This is a genomic window from Candidatus Peribacteria bacterium (assembly GCA_023038255.1).
GTDB lineage: Bacteria > Patescibacteriota > Gracilibacteria > Peribacterales > Peribacteraceae > CALREJ01.
On the sequence record CP082927.1, the window covers coordinates 954,363 to 968,214 of the forward strand.

Genomic DNA, 13,852 nt, shown 5'->3' on the forward strand with positions numbered 1-13,852 from the left:
AACAATATAAAAGAGAAAGGGCACATGATGTACACATCTTTCATTATCCGCCACAGAACAACCCCCAAAACCTAGAAGCCACAAGCTAAAACCTATAAGCTGTCTGCATGCCTCTCTCCCCCCGCATCACCCTCCCCATCAGCGCTGCCCTCTTATGCGCCATTGCAGCGGGAGGATTTTTGTTCTGGCAGCTGGATAGCACCAGAGCCATGTTGAGTGCGGGCATCCAGAAACCAACGGGAACCGGTGCAGCCACCGTCCCACAGACAACGCCGCTGGCCGCTATAGATACCGGCAATGAATCACTCCTCCGTCTCCGTCAGGGCGACGTATTCGCACTGCGCGGCGAATGGAAAAATGCGCAGGAGGAATATCAGAAATCAGTGGATGCAGGAGGTGGACTGACTGCTCTGCGTAAACTGGCCCAGGCTCAGATGCAAAGACGCGACATCCGCGGCGCACAGACGACGCTGGATCAGCTCCGCAGAAGTGGCGCCAAGAAAGAAGACACACTGCTCCTCGAAAGTATTATTGATCTGCGCACCGGTGAACTCGGCAAAGCACTCACCCTTCTGAATGCGAGTGAGGACAGCCCGCAGAAACACTACGGCCTTGCACTGGTCGGCATTATTACCGGCGACACAGAGACCGCACGCAAGGAACTCGCTCTTGTCGAAACAGGATGGGAGCCGGTCCTGCGGACCTACGCACGCACACTCCAGAAAGCCTACGAGGAATTCGCCCTCTTCCCGGAAAGCCCGGAACTGCATCTGCTCACCCTCCTCGGCCACGCTCTCGCAGACGTGCAGGAATGCGAACTCGCGCTGCCGCTTTTGTCTGAAGCAACCAATCAGCAGGACGACTACCGCGACGCATGGATTCTGCAGGGATTCTGCGAACTCACCACCGAACGCCTGACCGAAGCACTGGCCTCTCTCGAACGCGCGTATCAGCTCGATCCGGAAAAGCCGGAAACACAGTACTTCCTTGGCCGCGTGTACAGCGCACAGGAAGATCACGGCAATGCTCTCACCTTCCTCCAGTACGCGCTGGAAAACGGATTCCAGCCGGAAGCAGAAGTCCGCAGGCTCATTGCAAAAGAAGCGCTCATCACCGGCAATGTCACCCTCGCACTTGATCAGCAGGACGCCCTCACCAGGCTCCCGGATGCAGGACTCCAGAGCTACAGCGACTACATTGCAGCCGCACTCACGTCCGACAAAAAACAGGAGGCGCAGGTAAAGGCGGAAGAAGCAGTTGCCAAGTGGCCGAACGACGCAGTCGCCTACATGCTGCTCGGATGGGTGCAGGCGGAAAACGGCAACACTGCAGAAGCGCGCTCGAATCTGGAAAAAGCACTGTCGATGAACCCGGAATTAACGAGCGCTCGCGAGAGACTCAATAAACTGTAAACCGACTCCCATCCTTCCATGCAATCCCTCTTCACAAAGCAACTCCTCATCGGCTTCGGCGCAGCAGGAATAATTATTGTGACGACGGCTGCCGCTTTTCTTTCACTTCCATCCGGGAAAAACGATCCAGCCCGCATGGTCCCGGCAGAGGAAACCATCGCCTTTTTCACCAATATCACGACGCAGAACATCGGCACCTTCTCAGCACACATCGGCGCGCTCGCGAATGTTCCTGTAACCGATACACCATCCGCAGTCGCACTCCTGAAAACCGGCAGCGGCAAAACAGGATGGGCCGTGGTGGAACCGGTGATGGGTGGCGATCAACCGTTCACAATCCGCACATCCGATCCATCGTTTGATCCGCTGTTTCAGGCAGTCACCAATCCACTCAGCCGTCAGTACAGCTATAGCGCACTGGCCGATGACGAGACGTCTCTCCCGAGCGGCTGGCTGGCGTTTCCATCAGTCGCACTCAAAGCGCAGTCCCCTGTCGCATCTCTCCTGCAAACCAATCAGCCTGTGATGATGATCAGCCTTGCAGACGGACTGGAACTCCGACTGGTGACCGATGGTGTGCGCCTGCCAATGCTCACAAGCGGTCCTAAGGAATTATTTGAAAAACCTCTCTTCATTATTCATGTCTCCAATGGCACCGCATTTCTGGATCTCCTGTCCGACACTTTCCAGAACGATGACGTGACAGTGCTGCAAACCGTTCTCCAAAGCACACTCACAAATTTCTTCGGCAAAGAGCTGAGTCCGACCTACGACCTGCCGCCACTCCTTGAAGGCACAACAACATTGGAAGTTGCAAAGAAAGACACAGGCAATGGACTGCGTGTCTATCTGGAAGGAGAGATGCCGGATAATGAAGCGACCCTGGATCATCTCACAGATCTGTTCCTGGCCACTCTCAAAACCGCTTCCGTACACACCGAGACGTTCGACGACAAATTCAACTGGCAGGATATCCGTCAGGATGAAAGCCTGATTGATGACACAACAAAGACCGAATACGGCTGGACTGTCCGCACGCTCCGCCAGAAAAATGCGGACACCGTTCTCGTGAAAGCGATACGCAGTAATCGGTATATTTTGAGTAATGACACAGACGCCGTCGAGAAAGCTGTCAGCCAGACCGCATCATCACTCGCGGGTCTGGACGATATTCCGGCCGCTCTGGGCCTCATTCACAGTGCAGAATGGAATGCCTTCCTCCACCACACCCTGCCAACCGTCTCCAAAGGAGCGATTGTCCCTGCTGGCACCTCCGGTCATATGAAATGGAAGATGAGTCAAAACGGGCGCATTCTGACGATTGTGCTCAAGAAAATCTAAAGAAAAAGAAAATGGGGCAGGTGGGAGGAATCCTCAATTCTCAATTTTCAATTCTCCATTTTTCCTGTAGTCTCCGATCCCGTTAACGCCTTTCTATGTCTTTCATCAAACTTTCACGGTTCTTCCTGCCCCTTTCAGGCCTTCTGGTCCTGGCGTCTATTGTGGTCTTCATCTATCCGGGCCCCAATGTCAGCATTGAATTCACCGGAGGCACACTGATGGAAATCGGTCTGCCGGAAGGAAAAACACAGCAGGATCTTGAAACAGCCATCCGCTCTTTCCAGGTAGAGGGTGAATCCTTGGATGCACACTTCTCCCGGACCAAGACCGGTACATGGTTTGTAAAGACCGAAACATTGACCAATGAACAGCACACCGAGCTTCTCACCCATGTGGAAAGCGCCATTGGCGATGTGCAGGAGCTGCAGTACACCACCATTGGCCCGACCGTTGGTGCCAACCTGAAGCAGCGCGCTTTCTGGGCACTGTTGATCGCGAGCCTTGCGATCATGGCCTTCGTCGCGTTCTCCTTCCGCGCAGTCCCCCGCAGCCTGAACCCATGGACATTCGGTCTCGCAACTATTCTGGCTCTCATGCATGACATTATTATCCTGCTCGGTGTCTTCACCGTGCTGAGTTACGTCACGACCTTCCAGGTCGACACTCTGTTTGTGACAGCACTCCTGAGCATCATGGGTCACTCTGTGTCCGATACGATCGTGATCTTCGACCGTATCCGTGAAACGCTTACAGGAAGCGACAAGCACGCAAAACTCGCAGACGTTGCAGACAAGGCTCTCTGGGCCTGTATCAGCCGCACGTTCAACACAGGATTCGGACTGCTCATCATGCTCTTCGCTCTCTTTATCTTCGGATCTGAATCCATCCGCTGGTTCATGCTGGCACTCATTATCGGAAGTATTGTCGGTATGTACTCCTCGTACTTCGTCGCCACCCCGATTCTCGTCTTCCTCAGAAAGCGCGATCGGTAATAGGATGGAATGATGATGTGACAGAGCGTTCCATACGTCATTCTCCATCCTCAATTCTCCATTCTTCATCCCCCTCGTCTATGTCAGCTCAGAACATTTCTGTTGAACGTCTGCCAAAATCCCGCGTCGTCTGCACTGCGTCTTTCACCAAGGAAGAACAGACCGCTGCTGAGGAACATGCACTCTCACACCTGGCATCGAACGTGAATATCAAAGGATTCCGCGTCGGACATGCTCCGGCAGATATGGTCAGAAACCGCATTCCGAAGGATCAACTGCTTGAGGAAACAGTCCGCGAACTCGTCCGCACCGCTCTTCCCGCTATTATTGATGAGCACAAGATTCTGCCCGTCATCCCTCCGAAAATCGAGATTGTAACCGCAGAGCCGCTCAGCGTGAAAATCACATTTGTGGAGCGTCCGGTTGTGAAGGTAAAGAATATCGACACGCTGAAGATTGAGAAGAAGACCATCAAGGCTGATGAAAAAGATGTCAACCGCGTCGTGGAATCCGTCCTGAACGATCACCGCACATCGACCGAAGTGGAGCGTGCCGCGACTGAGAATGACCGCCTGATGCTCAATTTCCATGCAACGAACGATCAGGGAACAGAGATTACCGGCATGCGTGCAGAAGGATATGACGCACTGATTGGATCCAATACCCTGCTGCCCGGCTTTGAAGAGCAGCTCAAGGGACTGAAGAAAGGAGATTCAAAATCTTTCACGCTCACACTCCCGGAAAAATTCCAGGAAGAAAGTCTCCGCGGCAAACAGGCAACGTTCCACGTGACCGTCACCAAAGTGGAAGAGACAAAGCTCCCTGAACTGAACGACACGTTTGCCAAAGAGAAACTGAACGCGCCCTCCGCAGCCGAGTTCCGCTCGATTGTCGAAAAGTCGATCACGATGCAGGAAGAGCAGTTTGACCGCATGCGCCGCGAACGCGAACTGATGGACGAAATCCGCAAGCGCACCGATGTTGAGATTGCCGACGAACTGCTCGACGAAGAAATGCGCGGACTGATTGATGAATGGAGCCAGCAACTCGAGCGCCAGAATATGACGATTGCCGATGCGCTCAAGAAAGAAGGCAAGACGGTGGAGCAGGCAGAAGCAGACCTGAAAAAGCAGGCCGAAGACCGCTGGAAACTGCGCCTCGGCATGGCAAAACTGATTGAAGAAAAAGGTGTCACTGTCACCGACGAAGAAGTCGCTGCAAGCGGTGACAACTTCATCAGCGGCCTCCCCGAAGAACAGAAAGTCCAGGCACGTAAAGAATTCGACAGTCACGGCAACCTCTATGAAGAACTGCGCTGGAGAGCACTCGTGGAAAAAGTGATGGAGGGATTACTGGCGTAAATTCTAAATCCGAAAATCGAAACTCGAGTCTATTCGGATTTCGGATTTCGATTTTCGGATTTCAGCGCCTCAGCGCGGTTTGTCCATTTCACGCCGATCTTCCGAGCCGGATTCACATTCTTCAGCATCTTGCACCCCGTGAGATGCACGCGGATATCCCCTGTTCTGCTGATGACGCCAATCACCGGACTGCCTTCAGAGCTATCCGGTTTGCAGCACTTTGCAAAAAGCACAGGCATCGGAATATTGCCGTCTACTTTTGCAATGAGCGATGTGCCCCGTACAAACACCGCCGGCCGCTGCGGCCGCTCCTGCAGCCGATCTTTGAGGAGCGTGAGATGCGGCAGAAAAGAAGATACGTTCTGCATCCCCTGCCCGATGCGGACAAGCAGATCCTCGCGCTCGGACATGGTGCGCGATTCATGATCGACCAGACGCAGGAGTGAGAGATCTGTGTCGAGTAACGGCAGATGATGTTTCTGCAATTCCTCATTGAGCGCATCACGCCCGATTGCCAGATGCATCGGACGTTCCTGTGAATGCAGATAATGTTTCAGGCGGGACCGCGCAGACGCAGTCCTGAGCAGCGTGATCCACTGCGGGGATGGGCGCGGATCCGGATGTTTGAGAATTTCGATAATGTCACCGTTCTCCAGAATATGGTCGATAGGAACAATATTGCCGTTCACCTTCGCACCTTTGAATGAGAGCCCGAGCGTCGTGTGCACATGGAACGCGAAGTCGAGCGGTGTTGCTCCTTCCGGCAGCTGAATGACATCGCCGTGCGGCGTCAGGACGAAGATGCGGCTGTTTGTGCTGTCCAGTGCCGGATTGTCGCCAATCGGTTGTGTGAGGGCCCGCTGAATCTGGGCACGCTGCAACGCATGTTCAGCTGTCCCTCCCTCTTTATAACTCCAGTGCGCGGCAATACCGTATTCCGCTTCGCGTTGCATGGCGACGGTACGGATCTGCACCTCAATGAAGACCCCTTCAGGAACACCGGGCAACTGTGCCAGTGTGGTGTGCAGACTTTTGTAACCGTTTGGTTTCGGAAAGGCGATGTAGTCCTTGAAACGCCCCGCCACCGGATGTCCGAGACGATGTAGGACACCAAGGGCCTGATAGCATTCGCTCTCATCAGACACAATGACGCGGAGCGCAAAGAGATCGTACAGATCTTCCACCTGTGACAGACTCTTAAGCTGCATTTTATGGAAAATACTGTAGGGCTGCTTTTCACGGATCTGCACACGGGCCAGGATGCCGGCCAGCGCAAGATCTTTCATGAGCAGTGTGGATGCCAGCTGCAAAAACTGTCCATGTTTTGCATGCATGTTTTCGAGCTGTTCTGCAATGTGTGTTGCGTCGACCGGATACATGACAGGAAAAGCCCGCGCCTCCATCTGGTGTTTGAGCGTGTAAATACCCAGACGTGCAGCAACCGGTGAGTAGATTTGTAATGTATCACGGCAGATGCGTTTGCGGTCCTCGCTGCTCATAGCATCCAGACGCTCAAGAAGATGATACTGCTGACTCAGGAGAAGCAGAATGAGACGCGCGTCTCCTGACACTTTCAGAAACATCAGACGCAGCTGTTCGAGCGACATGCGCCGGTTTTTGACCGTCGCATGCGACAACAGATTTTCCCCGCTGATCATATTACGGACCGCTGTGCCGTACCGCCGTTCCAGCTCTGCAAGTGTGCAGGCGCCGGCATCAATCGTATGATGAAGCAAGCAGGCGATGATCGTGTCATCATCGGGTTCAAACTGCAGGAGAGTGCGTAAAATTCCCAGGCAATGATCCATCACCGTCTCCTTCGTCCAGTGCATTGTGTTGCCGTAGTGCGAGTCTGCAAAAGCATACGCCTCACGGAGACGTTCGATATCGGTAGGAACCGACGCGCGGGAACGGATGGTCATCAGCATGTCGAATGCAGTCTGAGACGGCGCAATGGTGCGTTGGTCGATGAGCATCTTCTGCTGACTGTACCACAAAACTGTCAAAAATATGTGTTTTTTCTCAACGATCCAGCCAGAGCGTATACGGCCCTTCGTTGGTGAGCTCAACAGACATAAAAGCACCAAAACGACCTGTTTCCACGAGTATGCCGCGAGATCGCAATGCCTCTGCAAAGTGGAGATACAGCGGTTCTGCCACAGGTCCCGGGGCTGCATACCCATAATCCGGCTTCGTCCCCCGATCCGTCTGAGCCGCCAGGGTGAATTGCGAGACAAGAAGGATCGATCCGCCGTGTTCCAGAATAGTCTGCTTATTGTCGCCTTCCTCCGTGGCATACAGACGCAAACTGAGCACTTTGTCCGCGAGCCAATCCGCCTGTGCGGCTGTATCACCATGTAAAACACCGAGAAACAGCACATAGCCATCTTGAATGGAGCCGATTGTCTCTTTGTCGACAATCACGCGGGCTTTACTCACTTTCTGAAGAAGAAGACGCATAGACAAACAGAATAATCCAAAGTCTGAGCACAATCTGTTGACATATTTTTGACACCCGCTATGATGCAGACCTGTCCGAAGACCGGAGGCATTAGGTCGCAGACCGAAGGTAAGCCCTCCCGAGGCACACAGCATCGCTCATCCGGCTCCGGCTTGGTGATTCGTGCCGTTTGCCTCGTTGGTCTCCCGGGCGGAAGGGAACCAACGATTTTTTGTATAAAAATTACTACAAAAATCACCCTTACCTCCTCTAAAAGCTAATCCCTATAACCTATCCCCTAGATTATGGCCCTCACCAAGAAGCAGAAATCGGCCCAGCTCCAGGAGCTCAAGGATAAAATGCAGAAGAGCAGCTCCGTGATGTTCGCTCACTACATTGGACTCACTGTCCACGATGTCAGCGACTTCCGCGATCAGCTCCGCGCATCCGATGCAGAAATGAAAGTCGCCAAGAAGACCCTCATGCAGCTTGCTGCGAAGGATCTTGGTCTGCCGGAACTGACAGATAAGGCAATTGAAGGACCTGTTGCCTGTATCTTCAGCTTTTCCGATCCTCTGACAGGCGCTCAGGTTGCATTCAAGTTCGGAAAGACAAACCCGCAGGTTGAACTCATCGGCGGTATCTTCGAAGGCAAGCTTCTCTCCAAAGAGGAAGCAGTCCGTCTCGCGAAGATCCCTGGCAAGCTCCAGTTGCTTGGTATGTTTGCTGCCATGTTGAACAGCCCTCTCACGTCGTTTGCTCGCGGCCTCACGGAGCTTGCAAAACAGAAGGAAGCGCCTGCTCCAAAAGAAGAACCGAAGGTAGAAGCAGCTCCGGCAACGGACGCTCCTGCTGCTGAAACAAAGACAGAAGAAGCAGCGCCTGCAGCAGATGCTGCCCCAACTACAGAAGCCGCACCGGAAACTCCCGCAGCACCTGCTGCCGATGCTCCTGCCGCTTAATTCGTTACATTTTTTAATCCCCTCTACTCCCCCCTATTATGGCTGATACAGCTACCATCGAGCTCACCGCAGAGGAGAAGGCAGTCATTACCGCCCTCGAAAAGCTCAACGTTGTCTCCCTGAACAACGTCGTTAAATACATGGAAGAAACATACGGTATTTCTGCCGCTCCGGTCGCTATGGCTGGTGGCGCTGCTGCCGACGGTGCTGCCGCTGGCGGTGCTGAAGAGAAGGCTGCGTACGATGTCGAATTGGCAGAAGCAGGCGCTCAGAAGATCGCCGTGATCAAGGTTGTCCGCGAAATCACGGGTCTTGCACTCGGTGACGCAAAGGCAGCTGTCGACGGAGCACCGAAGATCATCAAGGAAGGTGTGCCGAAGGCTGACGCTGAGGCTATGAAGAAGAAACTCGAAGAGGCTGGTGCAAAGGTGAACCTCAAGTAATTCTTCTCATCTCATTGATTCTAAAAAGACGGCCTTCGGGTCGTCTTTTTTGTGTTATGCAATAATGATAGAATAAGACGCAATGAGCGAAACTCTCCTTATTATAGAAGAAGAGAACCAGACAAGATTAAAACCTGTTTTTCCTTTTGATGTGGTAGAAGGCACCTATCATGCAATCGTCGATATACTGGATCTAACGGAAGGCGAAGACGCTATCTTTGAATCAGTGCGGACAGGCAATAAAACCGTATCTATTTGACGAAATACGTCAATTTATGTTGACACTGCATATATTCACTGTATAGTGACTGCAACAGCTACCTTCGTTTCAAGTCATACGGCACGACAACCTCACCATAGGCAGTCAAACCAGAGATCAGAAAAGAGGAACACTGTGATTCATTTCTTTCTTTTTTTCTACTATGGCTGATCAGCAGCTCACGTGCCGCGATTGCGGACAGGCATTTACGTTCACAGACGGTGAACAGGAATTTTACGCTAGCAAGAACTTGAGCGCTCCACAGCGCTGCAAGAACTGCCGCTCCGCTCGCAAGAACGATCGCGGTGCTATGCGTGAAATGCACGACGCAGTATGTGCCCAGTGTGGCGCAGCTTGCCAGGTGCCGTTCAAACCACGTCCGGTTGAGGAAGGCGGAAAGCCGGTCCTCTGCAAGGCTTGTTTCATGGCCAAGCGCGACTCTGATGGTGGCATGGGTTAATTCCCCTCTATTGCATTCAGAAAAGACGCCTCCGCAAGGGGGCGTTTTTCGTAGAGGGGGGCCGTGGCATCAGGAAGCCCTTTCTGCTATACTGAGAGTGATGGATCAGATGACACCTGCAACACAGACATCCCCCTGGCTTACGATCAGCATCGGTCTCTTTGGCCTGATTCTTGGGTATGTCATTGTGATGGGACAATCCGGAACACTGCTCTCTGCTTCGAAGAATTACTGCCCCATGAAGCAGGAAGTCTGTACGGGAGAAGGCTGCAATACAAAGGAATGTACCTCCGGTGCGTGCAGCAAAAACTGTCCGGGTAACTGCAATCACGCTGCATAAGAATGAACAGACTTTTTCGTTCGCGGCTTTTCTGGATCCCCTTTGGCATCACGCTGATTGTGACGAGTGCATTTTTTGCATGGCAGCTGGATTTCCTCCAAATGCTCATCCCCGCTCTGCCGGTTCTTCCGCGCACCCCCGCCACCCCCATTGATATCTTCTTCACGATTCTCCTCGGACTCCTCCTGTCACTCACAGCCGGCCTGATTGTGTGGAACACCCGCGAAGGGAGTTGTCCCAAAGGCACCAAAAGAGCAACAGGTGTAGCGGGAATCCTCGGCGCTGTCACACTGTTCTGCCCGGTCTGTCTGGTCCTCCCCGCGTCATTCCTGGGAATCGGCGTCATCATGACATTCCTGACTCCGTTTCTCCCACTTCTGCGTCTGATTGCTGTCATTGTCTTGATTGCAGCAGCGTGGATGATGCGACCGCGCCGGTGACGGATAATCGGTTATGAGTGATGGGTTATGAGTTATGAGGGTAAGGAACTTCTTTTTGATAAGCTATTATTTACGTATCCCATAACCCATAACCGATATCCCATAACCCATGAAGCGCTACCCCGAACTCGACATACTGCGGTCCCTGGCAGTCATCGGCATGATCGTGTATCACGCCGCATTTGATCTGCAGGTTTTTTACGGTGTTGCTATCAATGTGAATCAGGGTGCGTGGAAAATCTTTCAGGTGACTGTCGCATCGGTCTTCCTGCTGCTCGTCGGCATCAGTTTTGCAATTTCCTACAATCGGACCACTGCAGCAAAGCGCCGGTTCAAGGTTCTCAAACGGGGGCTACTGCTACTTGGCTGCGGCATGCTCGTCAGCATCGCAACCTACACTGCAGACCCGGACACGTATGTCCGTTTCGGCATCCTGCATATGATCGGCGTGTCTATCCTGCTCCTTCCCATCTTTGTGCCTCTCAAGCGATGGAATCTGGGGGTGGCAGCCATCTTGCTCGTGCTCTCGCAGTGGGTCTCATCCATGCGCATTGCTACATCGCTCCTTCTGCCTTTCGGCCTGATGAGCCCGCACTTCCGGACCGTCGATTACTTCCCGCTCATTCCCTGGTTCGGCGTTGTGCTGATTGGTTTGGTAATCGGCCAAACCTTGTACGTTGATCATCTCATCTGGCGAAAAAACCTCCCGACAATCCTCACCTCTGAATCTCATCCCTCAACCCTCACCTCAACCTTTACCATCCCCGGCCGTTACGCCCTCATCATCTATCTTCTCCATCAACCGATCCTGCTCACCGTTCTCTCTATTTTCCTCTAGCCCTACCCCGGACCCTCACCCTATACTGACCTCCGCCTATGTCATTTACGGTTCGTCGTTTAACAGACGACAAGAAGAAAAAGAGGCGGCCCATCCCCTGGAAAAAAGTCACGAAGGTGCTGCTGAAAGTCAGCGGCCCGATTCTGGCGTTCAGTGAAATCATGTACGCGCATGCCCAGAAGAAAAGTGAGGAGAAAGCCAAAAAGAAAGAACGACTCAATGTACTCAAGCGTGTGCTTGTGGTGCTCATTACCGTGCTGTGTGCTGCGCTGCTCTTTGCGGCAACCGTGAAAGCGCTGGTCAGTCTGAAAGTGCTGAATATCAAGAGTCTGGTGTCTGTCGCTGCATCCGATTTACCAGCAGACGCATACGGCCATACAAACATCCTGCTCCTCGGAAAAGGCGATGCCGGACACGATGGCGTGGATCTGACGGATACCATCATGATTGCGAGCATCGATCCCACCAAAACCAAGAGCGTCGTGCTGCTCAGTATCCCGCGCGATCTGTATCTGCTGCAGACGGAGAAGATGGGCAAAGGCCGCATCAATACCATGTATCGCGATTATAAAGTGGCACTCATCCGTGAGGGGAAAACCAAAGATGAAGCTGAAACACTGGCTCTGGCAGAAGTCGCGTCGGAACTGGGACGCACATTCGGCATGGAGATTCACGAAGCACTGATGGTCGATTTCCTTGGCTTTGTAAAGGCAGTGGACGCAATCGGCGGCGTGGATATTGAGGTGCCGGAAGATCTGATTGATACACAATATCCGGCCGATGAAACCAGCTACACGACGTTTGAAATCAAGGCCGGCCCGCAGCACCTGGATGGAGAAACCGCACTCAAGTATGCACGCAGCCGCCATTCAACAAGCGACTTCGACCGCTCCCGCCGTCAGCAGCAGATTCTCAATGCACTCGGCGATAAGCTGAAGGAAGGTGGGGCACTCTCGAAACCCGGCCGCATCCTGGACCTCCTGAAGATTCTTGAAGAGCACGTCGAAACCACGCTCGCCGTCCGCGAGATGCTCGGCCTTGCGGAAATGGGTGGAGAGATTGACCGCGCGAATATTCTGCCGCTGCAGCTCAATGACCAGAACGGTCTGTACGGATCGATGGTCCGCCCGGGCGGCTTCCTCTACACGCCTCCGCGCGCAGAATTCGGTGGCGCCTCTGTCCTACTCCCTGTCTCGATCCCCCCCATGCCGATCACCTGGAAGCAGATCAATATTCTCGTGGATCTCGTCATTGATAACCGCACCTTCTTTGCAGACCGCACGCCGATTGACGTGCTGAATGCAGGGGCAGCACCGGGCAGCGGACGCAAACAGAGCGACGAACTTGAGCGGTACAGCTTCACGATCGACAGAGTGGCCAACAGCGACAATGGGGAAAAGCTGGACCAGTCGACAGTCCGTGCATCGGAAGACAATCGCGAGAAAGCGACCTTCCTCGCCGATCTCCTCAAGATGAAACTGGACATTCTGGCTCCCGAGGTTGCCGCTGGAATGGACACATCTTCCATTCAGATTCTGCTTGGAAAGGACTATGCTTACACCCCTGTGCAGTCCCTCTTCCAACCCATTCAATGACGCCGCGGGAAATCATTGCGGAAGCCTGGGCCATTACCACCAAAGAGCGCCCCATCCGGCGATGGGCTTTTACGTCGTCCTTTTTTGAAACACTGCTCGATGTAAAACTGCTCGTATACCAGGTCTACTTTGCCTACGAGCATTTCTACGGCAGCGGCGACGCGGGATTCTTCGATATTGAAATCCTCATCTACCAGTCACTACCGTTCGGGGTCTTTTTGGCATTCATGATTTTCTTCATCCTGCTGATTGTGGTGGAAATTTTCCTGCCACACCTCTGTACGGGTGCCATCATCGGGCTGGCCGCCAAATCGTACCGGAAAGAAGATGTGAAAGGCGGACTGGTGCTCGGGCTCTATAACTTCTTTGCAATCTTCGGTATTCACGAATTCCTGGTTTTGGCCGGCGTATCGACCGTGGTGACTGCATCATCGCTGATTCTGCGCTACGTGGAAGCACCGCTTAGCTACTGGAGCATCTCGATTCTCCTGTTCTTCTTTGTGCTGAGCAACGTCCTCCGCTTCTTCTTCAGCTTCGCAAACCAGGCGGCCGTCCTCCAGAAAATGAATATTTTTGAGGCGATGGGCAAAAGTTTCAAACTGATCGTGAGCCACCTGAGCCACGTGATGTTTTTGCTGCTCCTCCTCTTTGTCATCACGATCCGCATCGTCCTGAATATCGCGATGCTGATCCTCATCCCCGGCATTATTGTCGCCATCGGCTATCTGCTGGCGCTCTTCATCTCCCCCATTGTGAGCTACACCATCGCGGGCATTGTGGGTGTCGGACTAGTTATTGCCGCAAGCTATTTCTTTGCGTACCTCCAGGCATTCAAGCACACGGTCTGGACGATTACGTATCTGGAGCTGATCAAGCAGAAGGATCTGGATGAGATTTTGTGAGGTTTGTGAGGTGTACGATGTGATCCAGGCGCCGACGTACAGATCATGGGCAACCTCTGAAACCCTG

Annotated in this window: 15 protein-coding genes; 13 read left to right on the forward strand and 2 right to left on the reverse strand. The window is 53.2% G+C overall.

Annotated elements, in window-relative coordinates; translation table 11 throughout:
• Window positions 1-107 precede the first annotated feature (107 nt).
• From K8942_04695 to tig, 4 genes are all read left to right on the forward strand, one after another.
• A complete protein-coding gene (locus K8942_04695) occupies window positions 108-1,412 on the forward strand; it encodes a tetratricopeptide repeat protein (protein UPA22319.1) in 1,305 nt (434 codons plus the stop codon).
• A gap of 18 nt (window positions 1,413-1,430) precedes the next feature.
• Window positions 1,431-2,753, forward strand: coding sequence for a hypothetical protein (locus tag K8942_04700; GenBank protein ID UPA22320.1), 1,323 nt, complete (start codon window positions 1,431-1,433; stop codon window positions 2,751-2,753).
• 95 nt (window positions 2,754-2,848) lie between these two features.
• On the forward strand, window positions 2,849-3,745 hold the full coding sequence (gene secF, locus K8942_04705) for a protein translocase subunit SecF (protein ID UPA22321.1): 897 nt from the start codon (window positions 2,849-2,851) through the stop codon (window positions 3,743-3,745).
• Window positions 3,746-3,825: 80 nt separating this feature from the next.
• A complete protein-coding gene (tig, locus tag K8942_04710) occupies window positions 3,826-5,106 on the forward strand; it encodes a trigger factor (GenBank protein UPA22322.1) in 1,281 nt (426 codons plus the stop codon).
• Window positions 5,107-5,135: 29 nt separating this feature from the next.
• On the opposite strand, the gene K8942_04715 is transcribed toward tig, so the two are convergent.
• Both K8942_04715 and dtd read right to left on the reverse strand, forming a co-directional pair.
• Window positions 5,136-7,082 carry an HD domain-containing protein gene (locus K8942_04715; protein ID UPA22323.1) on the reverse strand — a complete coding sequence of 649 codons (1,947 nt, stop codon included), beginning with the start codon at window positions 7,080-7,082 and terminating at the stop codon, window positions 5,136-5,138.
• A gap of 46 nt (window positions 7,083-7,128) precedes the next feature.
• Window positions 7,129-7,566 (reverse strand): D-tyrosyl-tRNA(Tyr) deacylase, encoded by a 438-nt coding sequence (dtd, locus tag K8942_04720; protein ID UPA22324.1) that lies wholly within the window; start codon window positions 7,564-7,566, stop codon window positions 7,129-7,131.
• A 285-nt stretch (window positions 7,567-7,851) separates the two neighbouring features.
• Here dtd and rplJ point away from each other — a divergent pair, with 285 nt between their 5' ends.
• The 9 genes from rplJ (at window position 7,852) to K8942_04765 (ending at window position 13,785) form a co-directional block, all read left to right on the forward strand.
• The gene (rplJ, locus tag K8942_04725) at window positions 7,852-8,508 is read left to right on the forward strand and encodes a 50S ribosomal protein L10 (GenBank protein UPA22325.1); all 657 of its coding nucleotides are present in this window, start codon (window positions 7,852-7,854) and stop codon (window positions 8,506-8,508) included.
• Window positions 8,509-8,546: 38 nt separating this feature from the next.
• On the forward strand, window positions 8,547-8,951 hold the full coding sequence (rplL, locus tag K8942_04730; protein UPA22326.1) for a 50S ribosomal protein L7/L12: 405 nt from the start codon (window positions 8,547-8,549) through the stop codon (window positions 8,949-8,951).
• Between the two features lie 82 nt (window positions 8,952-9,033).
• Window positions 9,034-9,210, forward strand: coding sequence for a hypothetical protein (locus K8942_04735; GenBank protein UPA22327.1), 177 nt, complete (start codon window positions 9,034-9,036; stop codon window positions 9,208-9,210).
• A gap of 163 nt (window positions 9,211-9,373) precedes the next feature.
• A complete protein-coding gene (locus K8942_04740; GenBank protein UPA22328.1) occupies window positions 9,374-9,670 on the forward strand; it encodes a zinc-ribbon domain containing protein in 297 nt (98 codons plus the stop codon).
• 100 nt (window positions 9,671-9,770) lie between these two features.
• Entirely contained in the window at window positions 9,771-10,010 is a 240-nt protein-coding gene (locus tag K8942_04745; protein UPA22329.1) for a hypothetical protein, read from the forward strand.
• Window positions 10,011-10,012: 2 nt separating this feature from the next.
• Complete coding sequence (locus K8942_04750; GenBank protein ID UPA22330.1) at window positions 10,013-10,450, forward strand: hypothetical protein; 438 nt, start codon at window positions 10,013-10,015, stop codon at window positions 10,448-10,450.
• 109 nt (window positions 10,451-10,559) lie between these two features.
• On the forward strand, window positions 10,560-11,288 hold the full coding sequence (locus K8942_04755; protein ID UPA22331.1) for a DUF1624 domain-containing protein: 729 nt from the start codon (window positions 10,560-10,562) through the stop codon (window positions 11,286-11,288).
• A 38-nt stretch (window positions 11,289-11,326) separates the two neighbouring features.
• The gene (locus K8942_04760) at window positions 11,327-12,883 is read left to right on the forward strand and encodes an LCP family protein (protein UPA22332.1); all 1,557 of its coding nucleotides are present in this window, start codon (window positions 11,327-11,329) and stop codon (window positions 12,881-12,883) included.
• The gene (locus K8942_04765; protein ID UPA22333.1) at window positions 12,880-13,785 is read left to right on the forward strand and encodes a hypothetical protein; all 906 of its coding nucleotides are present in this window, start codon (window positions 12,880-12,882) and stop codon (window positions 13,783-13,785) included. The genes K8942_04760 and K8942_04765 overlap by 4 nt, the downstream gene beginning before the upstream one ends.
• Window positions 13,786-13,852 lie beyond the last annotated feature (67 nt).

Bases quoted from the DNA above. Each gene is read 5' to 3' on its own strand.
- dtd (UPA22324.1), bottom strand. From the start codon at position 7,566: ATGCGTCTTCTTCTTCAGAAAGTGAGTAAAGCCCGCGTGATTGTCGAC.
- K8942_04735 (UPA22327.1), top strand. From the start codon at position 9,034: ATGAGCGAAACTCTCCTTATTATAGAAGAAGAGAACCAGACAAGATTA.
- K8942_04745 (UPA22329.1), top strand. From the start codon at position 9,771: ATGGATCAGATGACACCTGCAACACAGACATCCCCCTGGCTTACGATC.
- K8942_04755 (UPA22331.1), top strand. From the start codon at position 10,560: ATGAAGCGCTACCCCGAACTCGACATACTGCGGTCCCTGGCAGTCATC.
- K8942_04715 (UPA22323.1), bottom strand. From the start codon at position 7,082: ATGCTCATCGACCAACGCACCATTGCGCCGTCTCAGACTGCATTCGAC.
- rplL (UPA22326.1), top strand. From the start codon at position 8,547: ATGGCTGATACAGCTACCATCGAGCTCACCGCAGAGGAGAAGGCAGTC.
- K8942_04740 (UPA22328.1), top strand. From the start codon at position 9,374: ATGGCTGATCAGCAGCTCACGTGCCGCGATTGCGGACAGGCATTTACG.
- rplJ (UPA22325.1), top strand. From the start codon at position 7,852: ATGGCCCTCACCAAGAAGCAGAAATCGGCCCAGCTCCAGGAGCTCAAG.
- tig (UPA22322.1), top strand. From the start codon at position 3,826: ATGTCAGCTCAGAACATTTCTGTTGAACGTCTGCCAAAATCCCGCGTC.
- K8942_04695 (UPA22319.1), top strand. From the start codon at position 108: ATGCCTCTCTCCCCCCGCATCACCCTCCCCATCAGCGCTGCCCTCTTA.
- K8942_04760 (UPA22332.1), top strand. From the start codon at position 11,327: ATGTCATTTACGGTTCGTCGTTTAACAGACGACAAGAAGAAAAAGAGG.
- K8942_04750 (UPA22330.1), top strand. From the start codon at position 10,013: ATGAACAGACTTTTTCGTTCGCGGCTTTTCTGGATCCCCTTTGGCATC.
- secF (UPA22321.1), top strand. From the start codon at position 2,849: ATGTCTTTCATCAAACTTTCACGGTTCTTCCTGCCCCTTTCAGGCCTT.
- K8942_04700 (UPA22320.1), top strand. From the start codon at position 1,431: ATGCAATCCCTCTTCACAAAGCAACTCCTCATCGGCTTCGGCGCAGCA.
- K8942_04765 (UPA22333.1), top strand. From the start codon at position 12,880: ATGACGCCGCGGGAAATCATTGCGGAAGCCTGGGCCATTACCACCAAA.